Annotated in this window: 18 protein-coding genes; 5 read left to right on the plus strand and 13 right to left on the minus strand. The window is 49.3% G+C overall.

The window, feature by feature from the left end:
* Window positions 1-5: 5 nt before the first annotated feature.
* From lpxK to ACU8XX_RS15845, 10 genes are all read right to left on the minus strand, one after another.
* On the minus strand, window positions 6-992 hold the full coding sequence (gene lpxK, locus ACU8XX_RS15800; protein ID WP_000570540.1) for a tetraacyldisaccharide 4'-kinase: 987 nt from the start codon (window positions 990-992) through the stop codon (window positions 6-8).
* Window positions 989-2,737: a lipid A ABC transporter ATP-binding protein/permease MsbA gene (gene msbA, locus ACU8XX_RS15805; protein ID WP_000551270.1), complete on the minus strand. Its 1,749-nt coding sequence runs from the start codon at window positions 2,735-2,737 to the stop codon at window positions 989-991. Before msbA ends, lpxK begins: the two co-directional genes overlap by 4 nt.
* A gap of 36 nt (window positions 2,738-2,773) precedes the next feature.
* Window positions 2,774-5,038, minus strand: a complete 2,265-nt coding sequence (locus ACU8XX_RS15810) for a ComEC family protein (RefSeq protein WP_000705764.1) — start codon at window positions 5,036-5,038, stop codon at window positions 2,774-2,776.
* A 207-nt stretch (window positions 5,039-5,245) separates the two neighbouring features.
* Window positions 5,246-5,530: an integration host factor subunit beta gene (gene ihfB, locus ACU8XX_RS15815; RefSeq protein ID WP_000167336.1), complete on the minus strand. Its 285-nt coding sequence runs from the start codon at window positions 5,528-5,530 to the stop codon at window positions 5,246-5,248.
* 159 nt (window positions 5,531-5,689) lie between these two features.
* Window positions 5,690-7,363: a 30S ribosomal protein S1 gene (rpsA, locus tag ACU8XX_RS15820; RefSeq protein ID WP_000140327.1), complete on the minus strand. Its 1,674-nt coding sequence runs from the start codon at window positions 7,361-7,363 to the stop codon at window positions 5,690-5,692.
* A 110-nt stretch (window positions 7,364-7,473) separates the two neighbouring features.
* Window positions 7,474-8,157, minus strand: a complete 684-nt coding sequence (cmk, locus tag ACU8XX_RS15825) for a (d)CMP kinase (RefSeq protein WP_000125016.1) — start codon at window positions 8,155-8,157, stop codon at window positions 7,474-7,476.
* Between the two features lie 172 nt (window positions 8,158-8,329).
* On the minus strand, window positions 8,330-9,094 hold the full coding sequence (gene ycaL, locus ACU8XX_RS15830) for a metallopeptidase YcaL (protein ID WP_001295345.1): 765 nt from the start codon (window positions 9,092-9,094) through the stop codon (window positions 8,330-8,332).
* Window positions 9,095-9,262: 168 nt separating this feature from the next.
* A complete protein-coding gene (gene aroA, locus ACU8XX_RS15835; RefSeq protein ID WP_000445231.1) occupies window positions 9,263-10,546 on the minus strand; it encodes a 3-phosphoshikimate 1-carboxyvinyltransferase in 1,284 nt (427 codons plus the stop codon).
* Between the two features lie 70 nt (window positions 10,547-10,616).
* Window positions 10,617-11,705, minus strand: coding sequence for a 3-phosphoserine/phosphohydroxythreonine transaminase (gene serC / locus ACU8XX_RS15840; RefSeq protein ID WP_000057138.1), 1,089 nt, complete (start codon window positions 11,703-11,705; stop codon window positions 10,617-10,619).
* A 198-nt stretch (window positions 11,706-11,903) separates the two neighbouring features.
* A complete protein-coding gene (locus ACU8XX_RS15845) occupies window positions 11,904-12,596 on the minus strand; it encodes a DUF421 domain-containing protein (RefSeq protein ID WP_016242021.1) in 693 nt (230 codons plus the stop codon).
* A 129-nt stretch (window positions 12,597-12,725) separates the two neighbouring features.
* Between ACU8XX_RS15845 and ycaO the strand changes: the two genes are divergently transcribed.
* From ycaO to pflA, 4 genes are all read left to right on the plus strand, one after another.
* Window positions 12,726-14,486 (plus strand): 30S ribosomal protein S12 methylthiotransferase accessory factor YcaO, encoded by a 1,761-nt coding sequence (gene ycaO / locus ACU8XX_RS15850; protein ID WP_001295344.1) that lies wholly within the window; start codon window positions 12,726-12,728, stop codon window positions 14,484-14,486.
* A gap of 405 nt (window positions 14,487-14,891) precedes the next feature.
* Window positions 14,892-15,749, plus strand: coding sequence for a formate transporter FocA (gene focA, locus ACU8XX_RS15855; RefSeq protein WP_000642546.1), 858 nt, complete (start codon window positions 14,892-14,894; stop codon window positions 15,747-15,749).
* 54 nt (window positions 15,750-15,803) lie between these two features.
* On the plus strand, window positions 15,804-18,086 hold the full coding sequence (gene pflB, locus ACU8XX_RS15860; protein WP_001292822.1) for a formate C-acetyltransferase: 2,283 nt from the start codon (window positions 15,804-15,806) through the stop codon (window positions 18,084-18,086).
* Window positions 18,087-18,277: 191 nt separating this feature from the next.
* Window positions 18,278-19,018, plus strand: a complete 741-nt coding sequence (pflA, locus tag ACU8XX_RS15865; protein WP_000111043.1) for a pyruvate formate lyase 1-activating protein — start codon at window positions 18,278-18,280, stop codon at window positions 19,016-19,018.
* Window positions 19,019-19,099: 81 nt separating this feature from the next.
* Here pflA and ACU8XX_RS15870 read toward each other — a convergent pair whose 3' ends face one another.
* The gene (locus tag ACU8XX_RS15870) at window positions 19,100-19,690 is read right to left on the minus strand and encodes an NAD(P)H oxidoreductase (protein ID WP_001190363.1); all 591 of its coding nucleotides are present in this window, start codon (window positions 19,688-19,690) and stop codon (window positions 19,100-19,102) included.
* A gap of 99 nt (window positions 19,691-19,789) precedes the next feature.
* Between ACU8XX_RS15870 and ACU8XX_RS15875 the strand changes: the two genes are divergently transcribed.
* On the plus strand, window positions 19,790-20,698 hold the full coding sequence (locus tag ACU8XX_RS15875; RefSeq protein WP_001242671.1) for a LysR family transcriptional regulator: 909 nt from the start codon (window positions 19,790-19,792) through the stop codon (window positions 20,696-20,698).
* Here the strand turns inward: ACU8XX_RS15875 and ACU8XX_RS15880 are convergent, their stop codons facing one another.
* Both ACU8XX_RS15880 and ACU8XX_RS15885 read right to left on the minus strand, forming a co-directional pair.
* A complete protein-coding gene (locus tag ACU8XX_RS15880) occupies window positions 20,699-22,129 on the minus strand; it encodes an APC family permease (protein ID WP_112033963.1) in 1,431 nt (476 codons plus the stop codon). It abuts the gene before it with no gap.
* 209 nt (window positions 22,130-22,338) lie between these two features.
* The gene (locus tag ACU8XX_RS15885; RefSeq protein WP_000109295.1) at window positions 22,339-23,487 is read right to left on the minus strand and encodes an MFS transporter; all 1,149 of its coding nucleotides are present in this window, start codon (window positions 23,485-23,487) and stop codon (window positions 22,339-22,341) included.
* Window positions 23,488-23,592 lie beyond the last annotated feature (105 nt).

Here is a 23,592-nt window from a genome sequence, read left to right on the forward strand (position 1 = left end):
CGTAACTAGTTGCCAGAAGCCAGCGAGGTTAGTTGCGTAAGCAGTTTCGCTGGTTCATCACCTGAAAGCTGTGCGTCTACAGGCAAATACCACCAATTTTCTTCTGCAAAGGCCCGGCATTTCACCGCATCTTTTTCAGTCATTACCAGCGTTTGCCCGGCGCTTACCAACGCACTGACATCCGCATGGTTCAAAGACTGATGATCGGCCAGCGGTACACATTTTTCCGGTTGTACGCCACACATCTTCAGCGTGGCAAAAAAGCGCGGCGGATGCCCAATCCCCGCCATCGCCACTACATGTTCAAGCTGAGCAACGTCACAACGCGTACCGGTACGTAAATTCACCGCCTGACCCGGCAGCAGATGCATGGGGATTTCACCGCTGCGAGGGACACCGCCGTTGACGATTACCGCATCAACCGACTTTAAGCGCCCCGCTCGCTCACGCATTGGCCCCGCCGGCAACCACCAGCCATTGCCAAAGCGACGCACACCATCAATAACGACAATTTCCACATCACGCGCCAGACGGTAATGCTGTAAACCGTCGTCGGTTACGATGATCTGCACATCAGGGTGTTGCGCCAGAATGGCTTTTACCGCATCAGAACGAACGGGAGAAACCGCAACAGGCGCATCAGTGCGTTGATAAATCAACACAGGTTCATCACCCGCCTGTGCTGTTGTGGTATCTGCCGACAATAACAGCGGATAAGATTCAGCCTTACCACCATATCCCCGCGATACGACCCCCACGCGAATACCGCGCTGTTGCAACTGTTCCACCAGCCAGACAACGACCGGGGTTTTTCCGTTGCCGCCTGCGGTGAGATTACCAACCACGACAACCGGTACGGGGGCACGCCAGGCGCGCTTCAGTTTTAGTTTATAGCAAAGACGGATCGCGCCACTCACCAGGCCATACAACCAGGAGAGTGGCAGCAATAGCCGCCACAAAGGGGATTCACCAGACCAGATTTTTTCGATCATTGGCCAAACTGCATTTTGTGAAGTTGCGCGTAAACGCCGCGGTGCTCAAGCAAATCGTTATGCGTACCGCGTTCCACAATGACACCATCCTCGACGACCACGATTTCGTCTGCCTTTTCAATGGTAGACAAGCGGTGGGCAATCACCAGAGAGGTACGGTTTTTCTGCAACTCATCCAGTGCCGCCTGAATCGCACGTTCGGATTCGGTATCCAGAGCCGAGGTAGCTTCGTCCAGAATCAGAATCGGGCTATCACGCAACAAGGCTCGAGCGATAGCAATACGCTGACGCTGACCGCCAGAGAGCAGCACGCCGTTTTCACCAATCACTGTATCGAGACCGTTATCCATCTTATTGATGAAGTCCATGGCGTAGGCCATACGCGCCGCTTCTTCAATTTGCTCACGGCTGTACTGTTCAGTCCGTGCGTAAGCAATGTTGTTAGCAACCGTATCGTTAAACAGATGGACATTCTGCGACACCAGAGCAACCTGGTTACGTAACGACGCCAGGGTATACTCGCGCAGATCGTGACCATCCATCAGGATTTCGCCTTCATCAATATCGTAAAAACGCGTGATCAGGCTGGCGATGGTTGATTTACCCGAACCAGAGCGTCCAACCAGAGCAACCGTCTTCCCTGCCGGAATTTTCAGGTTGATGTTACGCAATGCAGGTACGTCACGTCCCGGATAAGTAAAGGTGACATTGCGGAATTCCACGTCGCCAGTCGCACGCTCGATCACGCGCTTACCTTCATCTTTCTCCTGCTCACTGTCCAGAATGGTAAACAGCGTCTGACAAGCCGCCATACCGCGCTGGAACTGGGCGTTAACGTTGGTCAGCGATTTCAGCGGACGCATCAGTGCAATCATTGAAGAGAAAACAACGGTAATCGTACCGGCAGTCAGGCTATCCATGACACTTGGGAAGCTCGCCGCATACAGAACAAACGCCAGCGCCAAAGAGGCGATCAGCTGAATGATCGGATCAGAGATGGAAGAGGCTGAAACCATTTTCATCCCCTGAAGACGCATTCGGTTGCTGACTTTATCAAAGCGTTTCGTTTCCACTTCCTGACCACCGAAAATCAATACTTCTTTGTGGCCCTTCAGCATTTGTTCTGCGCTGGTGGTCACCTGCCCCATGGTGTTCTGCATGTTTTTACTGATGTTGCGAAAACGCTTCGATACAACGCGAATCGCAATCGAAACAATCGGTGCCAGCACAATCAAAATGATCGACAGTTGCCAACTGTAATAGAACATCATGATGAACAGGCCGATGATCGACGCACCTTCACGCACAACAGTAATCAGTGCGCCGGAAGAAGAAGAAGCAACCTGTTCGGAATCGTAGGTAATACGTGACAACAGCGTACCCGTTGACTGTTTGTCAAAGAATGAAACTGGCATTCCCATCATGTGACCAAACAGGCGGCGACGCATGGTCATTACCACCTTTCCTGATACCCAGGAGATACAGTAGCTGGAGACATAGCTGGTGATACCACGTAAAATCATCAGCCCGATCACCACCAGCGGCATCCACACCAGCACGGAGCGATCTGTTTTACCAAAGCCATCATCAAGAAGTGGCTTAAGGAGCGATAACATGAAGGTATCGCTGGCTGCGTTGAGGATTAACGCTACGCCCGCCACGATCAGACCCGCTTTGAAAGGCGCAATGGTTGGCCACAGTCGGCGGAATGTCTGCCACGTAGAGAGATCTTTGTCGTTATGCATTCAAAAAACCAGCATTTGTTGAAATAGCCGCATATTCTACCCGTTATCCACTGGCACGCCAAACCACTGATGATACCAACGAGGTAAAATTTGCTCCCTGAGGCTGCTAATCCGCCAGCCTTGCGCTGAAAAATTGACCGTTGTTTGACCTTGATGTGGAGTATCAATCCATTGATATCCTTGCAGTTGATAGCGATGCTTAACTTTGTTAGAGGGCAGTCGCCATGCGTTATAGCGCGATGCCGATGCGAGTGCCACTTTTCCATTCACTCGCTGAATTAATGGCAACGATGATGAGGTATTACTGCCATGGTGAGGTACCTGAAGCAATGTTGCCTGCACTTGCTGCCAGTAACGGCTTAGCATCTTTTGTTCAGCTGGGGCTTCAATATCACCGGTTAGAAGAATGCTATTCGTCCCGTCATCAACCTTAACCACACAGGAATGGTTATTTCCTTTATCGTTGCTACCTTGTAAAGGCCAGTGCGCGCTGAAACGCAATCCTTGCCATTGCCACGCTTCGCCACGCACACAGGGCTGATGATGTTCCCAGTTTAACGGACTTCTGATCCATAACATCGGCCATATATGCAATATTGAATCCAGCCCTCCCCGGTGATCCAGATGTTCATGGCTCAGAATAACGCCTTCCGGTTCAAGATTATGCCAGTGGAGCCAGGGGATAATCAGTTGTTGCCCACTATCCCCTTCAGGCCAGGCCAGTCCTGTGTCATAGAGAATCGCTTTGCCGTTTCTGGCTATCACCATTGCCAGCCCTTGCCCGACATCAAGCATGTACAGCTGCCACTCGTCAGGTCGAGGTTTTTGCCACAGCGGCCAGCACATCAGCAAGCCTCCAGCCACACACATTGCTGGCAACGTTCGCCAGGCGTTTAATCGCCATACCACCAGTAAGAACCATGGGGAAAATGATAGCCATTGCCAACATTCAGCAATGTTGATCCACCCTTCCGGCAAACTCTTTAACCCCCAGAAAAGTAAAGCCAAAGACCGGTCGGCAAGAAACCATAACCCTTGCTCCAGGATTAACGGCCCGCTTAAATGCACAACCATCGCGGCGAGGATCAACGGAACCGTGATAAATGTCACCAAGGGAATTGCTAATAGATTTGCAATAAACGAGGTCAGACTAATGCCATGAAATATGACGATTTGCACGGGCATAAGCAGAAGTGTGATTCCCAGTTGCAGATGGATGAGGGAAACAACTGCACGCAATACCGGCGGCAGTTGCCACTCAGGACAGGGAAACCACTGATACCAAAATATCAATGCCGCGACCGCAGCGGCAGAGAGCCATAAACTTTGCGAGAGAATGGCAACAGGATCCATCAGCAAAATTGCCGCCAGACAACATATCCATACATCCCAGCCACTCCACTGTCGCCCACTTAACTTAAGCATTCCCCACGTAGCAAGCGCCACCATGGTACGCAATGCAGGAGGTTGCATTCCCGTCAACCAGGCATAAAAAGCAGCACAGCAGATTCCGCCAATTAATGGTATTTGCCAGTGGATCCAGCGCCCAGGCAGAAAAATTTGTCCACTGCGAATGAGTCCGGCAGCCAGCAACGCCGCAAAAGCGATGTGCAATCCCGATATCGCCATTAAATGCGCCGTTCCAGTATCGCGCATGATATTTTTGATTTCTTTGGGGACGGATAACCGTTCCCCCATACCTAAACCAAGAATAACCGCATTCCACGGATAGGGTTGCAGCGTTGTTTGTAGTGACGCCAGATACTGTGCACGCAGGCTACAATTCGGTTCAATGACACTTGCCTGCAGAAAACGGCCGGTGAGCGGCTGATGCTGGGCAATGGCATAACGCTGGCTATCAAAGCCGCCATCATTAAGTTGGCCATGAACTGCACGAACTTTGAGTTTCATTGACCATTGTTGTCCAGCACAAACCGCTTGCGGAAGATATTCGCCATACATCACGAGACCTGACGCAGGGAATATACGTCGACCTTGTAGATGAGTAATTTGACCGTAATGAGTGGTCATGCCGTCAGTTGCAGTGATCTCAACAATTGCATCCTGCGTCGCGCCAGTTAAGGTTTCTCCTGCCCACAAAATTTGCTTTGCTGATAATATGCCCCAAACGAAAAACAGCAACGTCAGCGCGATATAACGGACGGTTTTAACAGGGATAAATGCCAGTACGCAGGCGAAGAGAGTCAGAAACGCAAGGGTTAATGTCCCAGGCAATTGGGGCAAAATCAGCAACGGAAAAATTCCGCTAATTATGCATACACCGACTGTCGTTATTTTCATGCACCTCTCCCTGTTTATGGAAAGTGTGCAACTTTGTTGAGCGGTTGTCTGGTGGGAATTTTGCGTTCCCCGAGGCATATTCAGAAGAATTTAACGAAAGGGTGAAAACTGTTCAAAACTCTGCGAGGCAGCTTCCAGTTCCAGATTAGAGAAATGAAAAAAGCACCCGACAGGTGCTTTTCTCTCGTTCAAGTTTGAGTAAAAAACTTAACCGTAAATATTGGCGCGATCGCGCAGTTCTTTACCAGGTTTAAAGTGAGGAACGTATTTTCCTTCCAGTTCTACTTTATCGCCAGTCTTCGGATTACGTCCGGTACGTGGTGCGCGGTAGTGCAAAGAGAAACTGCCGAAACCGCGGATTTCAATACGCTCGCCCTGCGCAAGAGTCGAGGCCATATGCTCCAGCATCTCTTTTACTGCATCTTCAACCGTCTTGGCGGGAATGTGCGATTGCTGGGTGGCAAGTCTTTCTATCAATTCTGACTTGGTCATGATTCCTCCGGTTCCTTAAAGGCAAATTAAGCGGCTGCTGTTGCTGCATTGATTAAGGGCGGCCGTAGCCGCCCTTAGTGCTTGATTACAGGACGAAACCTGCAATCTGTCAAGTAAACTCAACAAACTTCGGAATAAAAATCCCGAAGAGTCAGAGAATTACTCGCCTTTAGCTGCTTTGAAAGCTTCAGCCATTGCGTTGTTGGAGAAGTTTGCATCTTCCTGTTTGTTAACAGTTGCGATTGCATCTTTCTCGTCAGCTTCGTCTTTCGCACGAACAGACAGGCTGATTGCGCGGTTTTTACGATCAACGCCGGTGAATTTAGCTTCAACTTCGTCGCCAACGCTCAGAACCAGGGTAGCGTCTTCAACGCGGTCACGGGATGCTTCAGAAGCACGCAGGTAACCTTCAACGCCGTCAGCCAGTTCTACGGTTGCGCCTTTAGCGTCAACTGCAGTTACTTTACCGGTTACGATAGCGCCTTTCTTGTTCAGAGCAACCCAGTTGTTGAACGGATCTTCTGCGAGCTGTTTAACGCCCAGGGAGATACGTTCACGTTCTGCGTCAACCTGCAGAACAACTGCAGCGATTTCGTCGCCTTTTTTGTATTCACGAACTGCTTCTTCGCCTGCAACGTTCCAGGAGATGTCAGACAGGTGAACCAGGCCGTCGATGCCGCCGTCCAGGCCGATGAAGATACCGAAGTCAGTGATAGACTTGATTTTACCTTCAACACGGTCGCCCTTGTTGTGGGTTTCCGCGAACTGCTGCCACGGGTTAGCTTTGCACTGTTTCAGACCCAGGGAGATACGACGACGTTCTTCGTCGATATCCAGAACCATAACTTCCACTACATCGCCAACGTTAACAACTTTGGACGGGTGGATGTTTTTGTTGGTCCAATCCATTTCGGAAACGTGTACCAGGCCTTCAACGCCTTCTTCGATTTCAACGAAGCAGCCGTAGTCGGTCAGGTTGGTCACGCGACCAGTCAGTTTGGTACCTTCCGGATAACGTTTAGCGATAGCTACCCACGGATCTTCGCCCAGCTGTTTCAGGCCCAGGGATACACGGGTACGTTCGCGGTCGAACTTCAGCACTTTAACAGTGATTTCGTCGCCCACGTTGACGATTTCGCTCGGATGCTTAACGCGTTTCCAGGCCATGTCAGTGATGTGCAGCAGGCCGTCAACGCCGCCCAGATCAACGAATGCACCGTAGTCAGTGAGGTTCTTAACGATACCTTTAACTTCCATGCCTTCCTGCAGGTTTTCCAGCAGCTGATCGCGCTCTGCGCTGTTTTCGGATTCGATAACGGCACGACGAGAAACAACAACGTTGTTGCGCTTCTGATCCAGCTTGATTACTTTAAATTCAAGCTCTTTGCCTTCCAGGTGCAGAGTGTCACGCACCGGACGAACGTCTACCAGAGAACCTGGCAGGAACGCACGAATACCGTTCAGCTCAACAGTGAAGCCGCCCTTAACTTTGCCGTTGATAACACCGGTAACAGTTTCAGCATCTTCGTAAGCTTTTTCCAGCGTGATCCAGGCTTCGTGACGTTTAGCTTTCTCACGGGACAGCAGAGTTTCACCGAAGCCGTCTTCTACTGCGTCCAGAGCAACGTCAACTTCGTCACCTACCTGGATTTCCAGCTCGCCCTGGGCGTTTTTGAACTGCTCAGCCGGGATGGCGGACTCAGATTTCAGACCAGCGTCAACCAGTACTACGTCTTTGTCGATAGCAACAACAACGCCACGAACGATAGAACCCGGGCGGGTTTCGATTTCTTTTAAGGACTCTTCAAAGAGTTGAGCAAAAGATTCAGTCATGTTTAATCTTCAGGTTTATATTTAACGTCCACCTGGCTCCATGCCGGATGGGGTTGTTTAACATACCCGCTGTCATTCCATTGCAACGGGGGTACTGCAAATTCGGTCGCTTATGCGAGAGCCAATTTCTGGCGCGCGTATTGTAGCGCTTTTTCAATCACTTGCTCAATGCTTAAGGTGGTGGAATCCAACACTAAAGCATCGGCTGCCGGAACCAGTGGCGCTACCGCTCGGTTACGATCGCGGTCGTCGCGTTCTTTGATCTCGGCCAAAAGGCGCTCAAAGTTAACACTAAAGCCCTTCTCCTGCAACTGTAGCATGCGGCGATGCGCACGTTCTTCCGAGGAGGCGTCAAGGAAAATTTTCACTGGTGCATCAGGGAATACCACCGTTCCCATGTCGCGGCCATCGGCAATCAGACCTGGTAATTCGCGAAACGCGCGTTGGCGACGCAATAATGCTTCACGAACGCGTGGGAATGCCGCGACTTGTGAAGCTGCATTCGCCACTTCCTGAGTACGAATTTCGCCGCTGACATCTTCCCCTTCGAGGATCACTTCCAGATTGCCATTGGTCGACACAAAACGTACATCCAGATGGGATGCCAGCGGTACCAGCGCATCTTCCGACGCAACATCAACATGGTGATGTAATGCCGCCAATGCCAGTACGCGATAAATTGCACCCGAGTCCAGCAGATGCCATTGCAACGCTTCCGCCATAGCCTTACACAAGGTGCCTTTCCCTGCACCGCTTGGGCCATCAATGGTAATAACCGGGGCAATTGCCGTCATCTTTATCTCCTTAAAACAGGCGTACCGTTAACATAACCGCGCGCATTATACGCGCCGACGCCACAAATCGTTAACGTTGTGTGCAAAAACCAGTTTTGTCTGTATTCAGATGGGGATTTATTGCGCAATTATAGCGGGCTGGCAGAAGACCAGCCCGAAAGATGACAATGATTTACTTACCAGAGGCGATACGATCACGGATGTGTTGCGCACGCTCTGTTGATGGTGGGTGAGAGTCAAACATGGACTGGGTGCGACCGCCATCCAGGCTAGCCAGTTTTTCAAAGCTGCCAACCAGCCCCTGGGTGCTGATGCCACGTTTCTTCAACAGATCAAAGGAGAAATCATCTGCTTCGGACTCTTTATCACGGGAGTATTTAGCATTGATAGCGCCTTCTGCGATATCACCTAATTGTGAGCGGGAAAGCTGGGAAGCCACACCGCTGGTAGCTGAAATGGCATCGCGTGCGGCAACGATCGCATAAGAAGCTTTCATTTCAGCCAGCGAGTGACCCAACGCGACGTGGCCCAGTTCATGGCCCAGAACGCCTTCAATTTCGTTGTCATTCATCATGTCCATCAGGCCACTGTAGACACGAACACAGCCGTTCGCCATCGCCCATGCGTTGACGTCGCTGGTCATATAAACCTTATAGTTGACCGGCGTGCCATTAATATTGTTACCCAATGCTTTGGCGATTTTTGCCAGACGTTTACCGTACTTGCTGGATTTACTTGCGACTTGATTGCCGCTGTCCATTTCGGCACAGCCCTGATTGGCAATCGCTTTTGCATCGGCATCGCTTAATGTTGCTGCTTTATAGGCATTTAAACCGGAGCTGATAGCCATATTGGTATCAATACCGTGGGTATTTTGACACCCTGTCAGTAATGCTGCAGAGGTCGCAATCGCCAGCAGTAATTTAGTATTCTTCATGTGAATCATCCGTTGATTAATCATATATAAATATTATGTATCAACAACTTACATTGACAAGCGACGCTACCATTAATCAAAATGACTCACAAGGTCCGAAAAAAAACGCCGACAATGTGCCGACGTTTTGATAAAGAAAGATTTGGCTATTTATTGCCCGTTGTTCATTCAGGCTGCCTGGCTAATCCGCGCCAGCTGCTCGAAATAATCCGGAAATGTTTTGGCCGTGCATTTGGGATCAAGAATCGTCACTGGTGTATCTGACAACGCCACCAGCGAGAAACACATCGCCATCCGGTGATCATTGTATGTCGCGATCTCGGCAAAGTTCAGTTTTTCCGGAGGAGTGATACGAATGTAATCGTGCCCCTCTTCCACTTCCGCGCCGACTTTACGCAGTTCTGTTGCCATCGCAAACAGGCGATCGGTCTCTTTAACACGCCAGTTATAGATATTGCGCAGCGTGGTGGTGCCTTTTGCAAATAACGCCGCCGTGGCAATAGTCATCGCCGCATCAGGAATATGGTTCATATCCATATCAATAGCGTTCAGTTCACCACGCGTGCAGGAAATATAATCATCGCCCCAGCAAATGGTCGCGCCCATTTTTTCCAGCACATCAGCAAAGCGAATATCACCCTGCATACTGTTACGTCCAATACCGGTCACTTTTACAGTGCCGCCTTTGATTGCTGCTGCTGCCAGAAAGTAAGAAGCCGAAGATGCATCGCCTTCGACCAAATAAGTACCCGGAGACTGATAAGACTGCCCGCCTTTTACGACAAATTGTTGATAGTGCTGATTTTCAATTTCAACACCAAACGTCTTCATCAGATTGAGTGTGATGTCGATATAAGGTTTAGAAACCAGATCGCCTTTAATACGAATCACCGTATCTTCCGGCGCAAGAGGCGCAGTCATTAACAGTGCGGTGAGGAATTGGCTGGAAACGGAGCCATCAACGTCAACGTTGCCGCCAGTAAAGCCGCCCTGTAAACGCAACGGCGGATAATTTTCTTGTTCCAGGTAAGTGATCTTCGCCCCGCCCAGGCGCAGCGCATCCACCAGATGACCAATCGGGCGTTCTTTCATACGCGGCTCACCGGTCAGCACAATATCATTGCTACCCAGACAAAGAGCTGCCGCCAGCGGACGCATTGCCGTTCCGGCGTTACCGAGGAACAACTCCAGGGCACCTTCTGCGTGTAATGGACCGCCGTTACCGATAATTTCGCAACGCGTACGATCGGCTGAAAGCGTATAGCTTACCCCTAACGCTGTTAATGCATTCAGCATATGGCGCACGTCATCGCTATCCAGCAGATTGGTTAATACTGTTTTGCCGTGTGCTAATGCCGCCAGCAATAAAGCGCGGTTAGAAACGCTCTTGGAACCGGGCAGATTAATAGTGCCATCGACACGAGCGATGGGTTGTAACGTCAGGGATTCCATGAACTCAACTCTCTACAACAGAAATAAAAACCCCACAGGCTGGCTGTGGGGATTAAGCAAAATTTCGGCATTAACCGTGACGGCGTTCGAACTCAACCATGAAGTCTGTCAGCGCTTTAACGCCTTCCAGCGGCATGGCGTTATAAATAGAAGCGCGCATTCCGCCGACCACACGGTGACCTTTCAGTGCATGAAGGCCAGCAGCAAAAGACTCTTCAAGGAACAATTTGTCAAGCGCACTGTCCGCCAACTGGAACGGCACGTTCATCCGCGAACGGTTAGCTTTCGCCACGTCATTGCGGTAGAAATCGCTGTTATCAATCACCCCATATAGCAGTTCTGCTTTTTGCTGATTGATTTTATCCATTTCAGCTACACCGCCGTTCGCTTTCAGCCATTTAAAGACCAGACCAGATAGATACCAGGCAAATGTCGGCGGCGTGTTAAACATGGAGCCGTTATCGTTGAGGATGGAATAATCCAGAATCGACGGACACGCGATATTCGCTTTGCCCAGCAAATCTTCACGAACGATGACGATTGTCAGGCCAGCCGGGCCGATATTTTTCTGCGCGCCAGCGTAAATTACACCATAACGGCTGACGTCAATCGGACGGGAAAGAATGGTTGAAGAGAAGTCAGCGGCGACCACCACATCTGCGCCGAAGTCTGGCGTTTCGTCGATGGCGATACCATCGATGGTTTCATTCGGGCAATAATGCATATAAGCAGCATTATCAGAGAGTTGCCATTCACGCATTGGCTTAACCGCGCGCAGACCATCAACAGTCACTTTGGCGTCAAAGACATTAGGCGTGCAGTATTTTTTCGCTTCTTTAATGGCACTTGCCGCCCAGTAACCGGCATCAACATAATCTGCGGTGGTTTTATCACCGAGAATATTCAGCGGTACCGCAGCAAACTGACCGCGACCACCGCCATGGCAGAATAATACCTTGTAGTTGGAGGGGACATTAAGAAGATCGCGAAAATCCTTCTCGGCTTCCTCTGCAACCTGAATGAACTCTTTGCCACGGTGACTCACTTCCATCACCGACGTACCAAGACCGTTCCAGTCGCGCAGTTCCTGTTGAGCCTGTTTAAGCACCTCTGCCGGTAGCATTGCCGGACCAGAACTAAAATTGAAGATTTGAGCCATTTCCCCTCACCACGTTGCGTTGCTATTAACCCGCGGTCAATCGATTGCGACCACAGGTAATACATTATTCCTGTGGCTATCGGTTTTATCATTCAGTGACACACATCGCAATGAGTAAAACCGTTGAGGGCAAAAATGTGGCTTGCATCACACAAAAGAATCTCTCGGATTATTAGCAAAAAGCCGATGTTTTTACTGTCAGGTCACCCGTTTTGCCCGACTTGCCTTCGTCCATTCTGGATTTGCACAGCGCGGACATAATTGTTTTTCCCCCGCTTTCATATGAATGATTTCACTACAACGAATACAGGCATATTCCGCCGACTCCGGCACCACTTTGTAACGCTGCGTACAATCACTGGGTAAAATAAGTAAACCCGGTTTCACCTTGTCATCTTCAAAGAAATAGACACTGATTTGCCCGTTGGTTTCGAGAATCGCCAGACGTACCTGCCCCAGCTGCTCCACGCCACGCAATCGTAGCTCCATAAAGAACTCAAATTCCGTCATGTTGGAGTTATTGAGTTTCGACCAGGCCAGCTCGCCATCTTCAATAATGACAACTGGCTTGCCTTCCAGAAGATCTTCCAGTTTTTCACTGTGCGCCATCAACCACATTACCAGGCGGTATAACAACGCCAGAGTAATAAAGACGATAAGTACCGGGACCATCGGCACATCATCATAAAACGCCACATCTCCCGCCGCTGATCCCAGCGTCAGAATGATTAAAACTTCAAACAGCGACATCTGCCGCACACCGCGTCTTCCGGTCATTTTGAGGAACAAAAAGACCAGTACAAAGGTATAAAGACTACGTAGTGCAACTTCGCCAAGGAAATCAAAAGGCACTTTATCAAATGCCATACGGTGGAGATCGAACGCCTTCATTTTTATGCTCTTAACGTGGTTTATCCGCTAAAAGCATAGTCAACAGTTCATCGGCATGGCGGCGGTGATAGCGCCTTTGAGATAAAACCCGTATTATTGCGCGCTTTCCGTACGACTAAAGTGATTTTCATGACGCAAACATTTATCCCCGGCAAAGATGCCGCTCTGGAAGATTCCATCGCTCGCTTCCAGCAAAAACTTTCAGACCTCGGCTTTCAGATTGAAGAGGCCTCCTGGCTGAATCCCGTGCCTAACGTCTGGTCTGTACATATTCGCGACAAAGAGTGCGCACTGTGTTTTACCAACGGTAAAGGCGCAACCAAGAAAGCGGCGCTGGCTTCTGCACTCGGTGAATATTTCGAGCGTCTCTCAACCAACTACTTTTTTGCGGACTTCTGGCTGGGCGAAACCATCGCCAACGGTCCGTTCGTGCATTATCCCAACGAAAAATGGTTCCCACTGACCGAAAATGACGATGTGCCAGAAGGGCTGCTCGATGACCGTCTGCGCGCGTTTTATGATCCGGAGAATGAACTGACCGGCAGCATGCTGATTGACCTACAATCCGGTAACGAAGATCGTGGTATTTGCGGCCTGCCGTTTACGCGTCAGTCCGACAATCAGACCGTTTATATTCCGATGAATATCATTGGTAACCTGTACGTCTCCAACGGTATGTCCGCAGGTAATACCCGCAACGAAGCACGCGTTCAGGGATTGTCTGAAGTTTTCGAACGCTACGTGAAAAACCGCATTATTGCTGAAAGCATCAGCCTGCCAGAGATCCCGGCAGACGTGCTGGCGCGTTACCCAGCAGTAGTTGAAGCCATCGAAACGCTGGAAGCGGAGGGTTTCCCAATCTTCGCTTATGACGGTTCGCTTGGCGGCCAGTATCCGGTGATTTGCGTGGTACTGTTCAATCCTGCTAACGGTACCTGCTTTGCCTCTTTCGGTGCGCATCCTGATTTTGGCGTAGCACTGGAACGTACCGTGACCGAGCTGCTGCAAGGTCGTGGCCTGAAAGATTTGGATGTGTTTACTCCGCCAACCTTCGATGATGAAGAAGTCGCTGAACATACCAACCTCGAAACGCACTTTATCGATTCCAGCGGTTTAATCTCCTGGGACCTGTTCAAGCAGGATGCCGATTATCCGTTTGTGGACTGGAATTTCTCCGGCACCACGGAAGAAGAGTTCGCCACACTGATGGCTATCTTCAACAAAGAAGATAAAGAAGTTTATATTGCCGATTACGAGCATCTGGGCGTTTATGCTTGCCGTATTATCGTGCCTGGCATGTCCGATATTTATCCGGCTGAAGATCTGTGGCTCGCGAATAACAGTATGGGCAGCCATTTACGTGAAACGATTCTTTCGCTACCAGGCAGCGAGTGGGAAAAAGAAGATTACCTGAACCTCATCGAGCAACTGGATGAAGAAGGTTTTGATGACTTTACCCGCGTGCGTGAGCTGTTGGGTCTGGCGACCGGGTCGGATAACGGTTGGTACACCCTGCGTATCGGTGAATTAAAAGCCATGCTGGCGCTGGCTGGTGGCGATCTGGAACAGGCTCTGGTCTGGACCGAATGGACGATGGAGTTTAACTCATCAGTATTTAGTCCGGAACGCGCCAACTATTATCGCTGCCTGCAAACGTTGTTATTACTGGCACAGGAAGAAGATCGCCAGCCGCTGCAATATCTGAATGCGTTTGTTCGCATGTACGGCGCAGATGCCGTAGAAGCCGCCAGTGCGGCAATGAGCGGCGAAGCGGCGTTTTACGGCCTGCAACCGGTAGATAGCGATCTGCACGCGTTTGCTGCACATCAGTCGTTGTTGAAGGCCTACGAAAAGCTGCAGCGCGCCAAAGCAGCATTCTGGGCAAAATAAAATCAAATAGCCTACGCAATGTAGGCTTAATGATTAGTCTGAGTTATATTACGGGGCGTTTTTTTAATGCCCCGCTTTACATATATTTGCATTAATAAAATAATTGTAATTATAAGGTTAAATATCGGTAATTTGTATTTAATAAATACGATCGATATTGTTACTTTATTCGCCTGATGCTCCCTTTTAATTAACTGTTTTAGCGGAGGATGCGGAAAAAATTCAACTCATTTGTTAATTTTTAAAATTTATTTTTATTTGGATAATCAAATATTTACTCCGTATTTGCATAAAAACCATGCGAGTTACGGGCCTATAAGCCAGGCGAGATATGATCTATATCAATTTCTCATCTATAATGCTTTGTTAGTATCTCGTCGCCGACTTAATAAAGAGAGAGTTAGTGTGAAAGCTGACAACCCTTTTGATCTTTTACTTCCTGCTGCAATGGCCAAAGTGGCCGAAGAGGCGGGTGTCTATAAAGCAACGAAACATCCGCTTAAGACTTTCTATCTGGCGATTACCGCCGGTGTTTTCATCTCAATCGCATTCGTCTTCTATATCACAGCAACCACTGGCACAGGCACAATGCCCTTCGGCATGGCAAAACTGGTTGGCGGCATTTGCTTCTCTCTGGGGCTGATTCTTTGTGTTGTCTGCGGAGCCGATCTCTTTACTTCCACCGTGTTGATTGTTGTTGCTAAGGCGAGTGGGCGCATCACCTGGGGTCAGTTGGCGAAAAACTGGCTAAATGTCTATTTTGGCAACCTGGTCGGCGCACTGCTGTTTGTACTTTTAATGTGGCTTTCCGGCGAGTATATGACCGCAAATGGTCAATGGGGACTAAACGTCCTACAAACCGCCGACCACAAAGTGCACCATACTTTTATTGAGGCCGTCTGTCTTGGTATCCTGGCAAACCTGATGGTATGTCTGGCAGTATGGATGAGTTATTCTGGCCGCAGCCTGATGGACAAAGCGTTCATTATGGTGCTGCCGGTCGCGATGTTTGTTGCCAGCGGTTTTGAGCACAGTATCGCAAACATGTTTATGATCCCGATGGGTATTGTAATCCGCGACTTCGCATCCCCGGAATTTTGGACCGCAGTCGGTTCTGCACCGGAAAATTTTTCTCACCTGACCGTGATGAATTTCATCACTGATAACCTGATTCCGGTTACGATCGGCAACATTATCGGTGGTGGTTTGTTGGTTGGGTTGACATACTGGGTCATTTACCTGCGTGAAAACGACCACCATTAATGGTTGTCGAAGTACGCAGTAAATAAAAAATCCACTTAAGAAGGTAGGTGTTACATGTCCGAGCTTAATGAAAAGTTAGCCACAGCCTGGGAAGGTTTTACCAAAGGTGACTGGCAGAATGAAGTAAACGTCCGTGACTTCATTCAGAAAAACTACACTCCGTACGAGGGTGACGAGTCCTTCCTGGCTGGCGCTACTGAAGCGACCACCACCCTGTGGGACAAAGTAATGGAAGGCGTTAAACTGGAAAACCGCACTCACGCGCCAGTTGACTTTGACACCGCTGTTGCTTCCACCATCACCTCTCACGACGCTGGCTACATCAACAAGCAGCTTGAGAAAATCGTTGGTCTGCAGACTGAAGCTCCGCTGAAACGTGCTCTTATCCCGTTCGGTGGTATCAAAATGATCGAAGGTTCCTGCAAAGCGTACAACCGCGAACTGGATCCGATGATCAAAAAAATCTTCACTGAATACCGTAAAACTCACAACCAGGGCGTGTTCGACGTTTACACTCCGGACATCCTGCGTTGCCGTAAATCTGGTGTTCTGACCGGTCTGCCAGATGCATATGGCCGTGGCCGTATCATCGGTGACTACCGTCGCGTTGCGCTGTACGGTATCGACTACCTGATGAAAGACAAACTGGCACAGTTCACTTCTCTGCAGGCTGATCTGGAAAACGGCGTAAACCTGGAACAGACTATCCGTCTGCGCGAAGAAATCGCTGAACAGCACCGCGCTCTGGGTCAGATGAAAGAAATGGCTGCGAAATACGGCTACGACATCTCTGGTCCGGCTACCAACGCTCAGGAAGCTATCCAGTGGACTTACTTCGGCTACCTGGCTGCTGTTAAGTCTCAGAACGGTGCTGCAATGTCCTTCGGTCGTACCTCCACCTTCCTGGATGTGTACATCGAACGTGACCTGAAAGCTGGCAAGATCACCGAACAAGAAGCGCAGGAAATGGTTGACCACCTGGTCATGAAACTGCGTATGGTTCGCTTCCTGCGTACTCCGGAATACGATGAACTGTTCTCTGGCGACCCGATCTGGGCAACCGAATCTATCGGTGGTATGGGCCTCGACGGTCGTACCCTGGTTACCAAAAACAGCTTCCGTTTCCTGAACACCCTGTACACCATGGGTCCGTCTCCGGAACCGAACATGACCATTCTGTGGTCTGAAAAACTGCCGCTGAACTTCAAGAAATTCGCCGCTAAAGTGTCCATCGACACCTCTTCTCTGCAGTATGAGAACGATGACCTGATGCGTCCGGACTTCAACAACGATGACTACGCTATTGCTTGCTGCGTAAGCCCGATGATCGTTGGTAAACAAATGCAGTTCTTCGGTGCGCGTGCAAACCTGGCGAAAACCATGCTGTACGCAATCAACGGCGGCGTTGACGAAAAACTGAAAATGCAGGTTGGTCCGAAGTCTGAACCGATCAAAGGCGATGTCCTGAACTATGATGAAGTGATGGAGCGCATGGATCACTTCATGGACTGGCTGGCTAAACAGTACATCACTGCACTGAACATCATCCACTACATGCACGACAAGTACAGCTACGAAGCCTCTCTGATGGCGCTGCACGACCGTGACGTTATCCGCACCATGGCGTGTGGTATCGCTGGTCTGTCCGTTGCTGCTGACTCCCTGTCTGCAATCAAATATGCGAAAGTTAAACCGATTCGTGACGAAGACGGTCTGGCTATCGACTTCGAAATCGAAGGCGAATACCCGCAGTTTGGTAACAATGATCCGCGTGTAGATGACCTGGCTGTTGACCTGGTAGAACGTTTCATGAAGAAAATTCAGAAACTGCACACCTACCGTGACGCTATCCCGACTCAGTCTGTTCTGACCATCACTTCTAACGTTGTGTATGGTAAGAAAACGGGTAACACCCCAGACGGTCGTCGTGCTGGCGCGCCGTTCGGACCGGGTGCTAACCCGATGCACGGTCGTGACCAGAAAGGTGCAGTAGCCTCTCTGACTTCCGTTGCTAAACTGCCGTTTGCTTACGCTAAAGATGGTATCTCCTACACCTTCTCTATCGTTCCGAACGCACTGGGTAAAGACGACGAAGTTCGTAAGACCAACCTGGCTGGTCTGATGGATGGTTACTTCCACCACGAAGCATCCATCGAAGGTGGTCAGCACCTGAACGTTAACGTGATGAACCGTGAAATGCTGCTCGACGCGATGGAAAACCCGGAAAAATATCCGCAGCTGACCATCCGTGTATCTGGCTACGCAGTACGTTTCAACTCGCTGACTAAAGAACAGCAGCAGGACGTTATTACTCGTACCTTCACTCAATCTATGTAATTAGATTTGACTGAAATCGTACAGTAAAAAGCGTACAATAAAGGCTCCACGAAAGTGGGGCCTTTTTTAGCGCGAGAGCCTTTTTTGTCAGCTATCTATACTTTAAGGTGACTGCCAAAACAGACTCGACGTAGCCTTCGAGCTGCGCACCAACACGGCCTCAGATGGGCCACATCTGGAGAAACACCGCAATGTCAGTTATTGGTCGCATTCACTCCTTTGAATCCTGTGGAACCGTAGACGGCCCGGGTATTCGCTTTATCACCTTTTTCCAGGGCTGCCTGATGCGCTGCCTGTATTGTCATAACCGCGACACCTGGGACACGCATGGCGGTAAAGAAGTTACCGTTGAAGATTTGATGAAGGAAGTGGTGACCTATCGCCACTTTATGAACGCTTCCGGCGGCGGCGTTACCGCATCCGGCGGTGAAGCAATCCTGCAAGCTGAGTTTGTTCGTGACTGGTTCCGCGCCTGCAAAAAAGAAGGCATTCATACCTGTCTGGACACCAACGGTTTTGTTCGTCGTTACGATCCGGTGATTGATGAACTGCTGGAAGTAACCGACCTGGTAATGCTCGATCTCAAACAGATGAACGACGAGATCCACCAAAATCTGGTTGGAGTTTCCAACCACCGCACGCTGGAGTTCGCTAAATATCTGGCGAACAAAAATGTGAAGGTGTGGATCCGCTACGTTGTTGTCCCAGGCTGGTCTGACGATGACGATTCAGCGCATCGCCTCGGTGAATTTACCCGTGATATGGGCAACGTTGAGAAAATCGAGCTTCTCCCCTACCACGAGCTGGGCAAACACAAATGGGTGGCAATGGGTGAAGAGTACAAACTCGACGGTGTTAAACCACCGAAGAAAGAGACCATGGAACGCGTGAAAGGCATTCTTGAGCAGTACGGTCATAAGGTAATGTTCTAATTTCCCCGTAAAGCGGCAACTTTATTGAGTTGCCGCTTTTTTATTCCGCGCTTCATTCTGCTACAGCGTTTTTAACACATCTTATAGTGCATCTACCATATCCCGTACCTGAGATAATAACGACTGATAATAGCTCGCGTGAAGTTCTTCCCCATCGAATACCACTGTATTACACAAGAAAGTGACATCGGCATCTTCAATACCAAGATAACTGCACATATTTTTTAAATAATCGCTTATATTTTTTTCCCAGCCCATCTGGACAAATGATTCTTTGTCTCCTCCAACCAGCGCCACCCAACGAACTTTATTGAATGGTAATTTGTGCCCATCTCCATAAGCCAGCCCATTATTCCATACTCTGTCAATATATCCTTTTAGCATTGCCGGGAAGCTGTACCACCAGAGAGGAAAAACCACCACTAACGTGTCATGTTCAAGCAGCTCTGAATAAAGCTGATGAACCTCTGGAGAATAACGTTTATCCATATTCTTCCAGTCTGGTTCATCTTCCGGCGTCATCACTGGGTTGAAATTACGCCGATATAAATCGAGTTCCGTCACCTGTATTTTCCGCTCCATTGCCCGCTGATGGATCGCATCAGCAATATGTGCGGTCAATGAATCATGACGAGGATGGGCCCATACCAAATAAATACGTTCAGACTGCATAATTTTACCTCCACGTTAAGTTCTGGAGCGCACTTTACGCAGGCGGCATAATCCTGTAAACGTGATGATTCAGGATGAGTTAATGAAGGATTTTCACTAATGCGGATGAATATGTCTGACTTTGCCACTTTCTTTGCCGTGGCCCGTAATCAAAGCTTTCGTGCAGCGGGCGATGAGTTAGGCTTATCCTCGTCCGCCATTAGCCATAGTATTAAAACACTGGAACAACGTCTTAAAATTCGCTTATTCAATCGGACAACCCGAAGCGTATCGTTAACGGAAGCGGGTTCTAATCTCTATGAACGATTGCGCCCAGCTTTCGACGAAATTCAGATCATGTTAGATGAGATGAATGATTTTCGTCTGACACCGACAGGAACGCTCAAAATCAATGCCGCCCGGGTAGCTGCACGTATATTTTTAATGCCTTTACTGGTTGGTTTCACACGTGAATATCCTGATATTAAAGTCGAGCTCACAACTGACGACTCTCTTGTCGATATCGTCCAACAGGGCTTTGACGCTGGCGTTCGACTTAGTTGCATCGTCGAAAAAGATATGATCAGCGTGGCGATCGGCCCGCCAGTGAAATTATGTGTAGCAGCAACGCCAGAGTACTTTGCAAGATATGGCAAACCCCGCCATCCTCATGATCTGCTTAATCATCAATGTGTTGTTTTTCGTTATCCCAGCGGCAAACCTTTCCACTGGCAATTTGCAAAGGAGCTGGAAATTGCTGTCGCAGGAAATATCATTCTGGATGATGTTGATGCTGAACTGGAGGCCGTTTTGATGGGTGCTGGTATCGGGTATCTGCTCTATGAACAGATCAAGGAGTACCTTGATACTGGTCGTTTAGAATGTGTACTGGAAGACTGGAGCACAGAGCGTCCAGGCTTCCAGATCTATTATCCAAACCGCCAGTATATGTCCTGCGGCTTGCGCGCATTTCTCGATTATGTAAAAACGGGTCAGATCTGCCAGAGTCAGCGTCACCGACCACAATAATTATTTACTATTCGCTTTACGCGCCAGCAGCGGGAATATCAGTCCTAATCCTACCAGCACAAACGGCGTTGCAACATTCAGCGCCAACTGGAAGGTCCACTCTGCAGTGAAGGCTTCCATTTTCGGGAAGATCCCCGTCAAACAGGCAAAGGCGGTAAAGGCAAAACACCAAATCCCGACGGTCATTGCCAGAGGCTTATTACGAATAAAGACATATTCTGGTTTATATTTCTGCGCCAAGCGAACGACTGCAATAAATGCAACAAATACCCATAAATAACGCAGCGGCATCACTACCGAATTAAGGTTCAACAGCCATTTATAGAGATTGTTCATATCACCAATGCCGAGAGTCGGCAGCATAATCAGAATCGCCACCAGTACCAGGATCAGAAAATAGCCATTAACGGGCGTACCAGAAGCGTTGGTACGACATAAACTGGCTGGAATATATTTGCTGTCAGCATCACCTAATAGCACTTTAAGCGGGGCATCAATCGAGAATACCAGCGCCGCTACTTGTCCCAGGGTATTCGCAATGGCGTAAATCACCATTAAAGTATTACCCATGTTGTAATACTCGCCCAGCTTCTGAAAGGCGTAATACTGACCGTTGGTCATTAAGTCATCCGGGATATTACGCGAATCAAACATCATCCCCATCGCCAGCGAGCCCAGAATGGCACAAACCGCAACCATCACCGCCAGGCATAACATCCCTTTTGGAAATTCTTTTCCTGGGTTGCGCGTTTGATTAACGTAAGGAGAAATCTTCTCTGCTCCGCCAACCGCGAAAACCAGCATTGAAATAGTGGTAATGTAGGTAAAGTCGATATGAGGAATGAACGTTTCCCAGGTAATGTTTGTGGTCGCAATATGCACTTCAGTAATTGCAGGCGCGGTTACCGCCATCGCCACATACAGGAGCGACATAACAAACATAGCAATCCCTGCCACAGAACCGACGATTTTCAGCGATTTCATACCGCGTGAAGCAACCCACATAAAGAAGATAAACAGCACCAGCGTTAACCCCTGTAACGCTACGACTGAATATTCTTTGATTAGCGAACCGTCGCCTTTCATCGCCCAACCGAGCGAAATCAGAATTGCCTGGGGTTTTTGTGCCAGATAGGGAATATGCACCACCCAGTAGGTCCACGCGGCGAGATAAGCCAGTCCGGGTCCCATCGTGTGTTTAATCCAGGTACTGACCCCGCCCTTCCCATCTTTGAAGGTCGAGCCTAACTGACCAACAATTAGCGCATAAGGTGTGAAATAGAGTGCAAAGATAAACACCCATGAAAAAACAACCACCAGCCCCTGGTTGGCATAGTTATTAACAACGTTGCCAAAACCCCAGACAGTGATAAAAGACATCAGCGCAATGTTGTACCATCGCAACTGTTTTTCCTGAACATTCCCAGCCATAGACAAATCCTTCGCCAAAATTAAAGGGGCATCTGTAAAACGAGGGATTATGCGCGGCAAATAAGAAGTGCGGAAATAGCGAAATGCAAAATTATAACCTGCTGCACATTTTATTTTTAAACGAATAAAATTTGGAATAAAGCAAGTCAGATAGAAGAAACAAAAAAGCAGAGTGTGAAACAGTAAGTTCACACTCTGCTTGAATTCATTTACACGTGAGCAACGGGTTTCGGCGTATGACCGGCGTTGCGCAGCAGCATCAGCAAATAGATAAACGATACGCTGGCGATCATGATAAACAATAAATTATCGGAGAAATTCTGCATTAGCATAGCGGTAAATGACGGGCCAAGCAGACTTCCCACAGTATAGCTCAACAGTAAGGCCTGGTTCATCGCCACCAGTTGATGATGTTCAACTTTCTCGCAAGCCCATGCCATCGCCACCGGATATAGCGTAAAGCCAGCGGCACCGAGGATGAATAACGCTGGGGCCATCGCCGCCTGGCTAAGCATCGCGATACTGCCGAGAATGACGACAAAGACCTGAACACGCAACACCAGCAGTCGACCAAACTTATCCGCCAGACGTCCAATCGGCCATTGTCCAAGGATACCCGCACTGACCAGTACCGCCATCCAGAAACCAATGCTGGCATTGCTCACCCCTTTGTGATTGAGGTACAGCGGCATCAGGCCATATAGAGATCCCAGAACGATTCCTGAGATAATGCAGCCATTCACGCCAAGCCGCGCCTGACGGAGTTTTAGCATTGACGTAATTGACGTCGAATCATGGTTTTCAGCCTGCTGATTCAGCACACGCGTAAACAACAGCGGTAAGATCCCTGCCAACGTCAAACCTGTAACCCACGGCAATACGGACATCAGCTCGGTTGAAACTTTGCTGACCAGTAACTGGCCTAAAAACGTTCCCACGTAATAAACCATCATATACGCAGCAAGCAAACGCCCACGGTTACGTGACGTCCCACTGCACATCAGCGCGCTCTCAACAACCACCCAAATCATGGCACAGCCGACGCCCGCGACAAAACGCCAAGCCAACCAGCTCCAGAATCCAATCATCAGGCCAAGGCCGGCACAGCCAGCGGCAAAAATGAAGGAGGCCAGATAATAGCTGCGGTTAAAGCCAATGCGCTTAATGACATACCCTGTCAGCAATGTACCGACAAGGTTGCCGGTAAAATAGGATGAGCTGACAACGCCTACCTGCCATGTGGACATGTGTTCCTGGGCGAGCCAAAGCGGCACGAGTGTATTTAACACCGCAATCGCCAGAGTCAACAAAAGCAGGCCAGACAGCAAAAGCATGACAGGCCGGGTATACGTGGACATGAATTAAAACCGTGAGGAAGTTCAAATTTCATGCGCATCATGCCACCGCCAAAAACATTGTCAATGGGTGAAAATACGCGATATCCCAGCGGCGGTATTATCGAT

This window comes from Escherichia sp. MAL-1, from assembly GCF_052948035.1.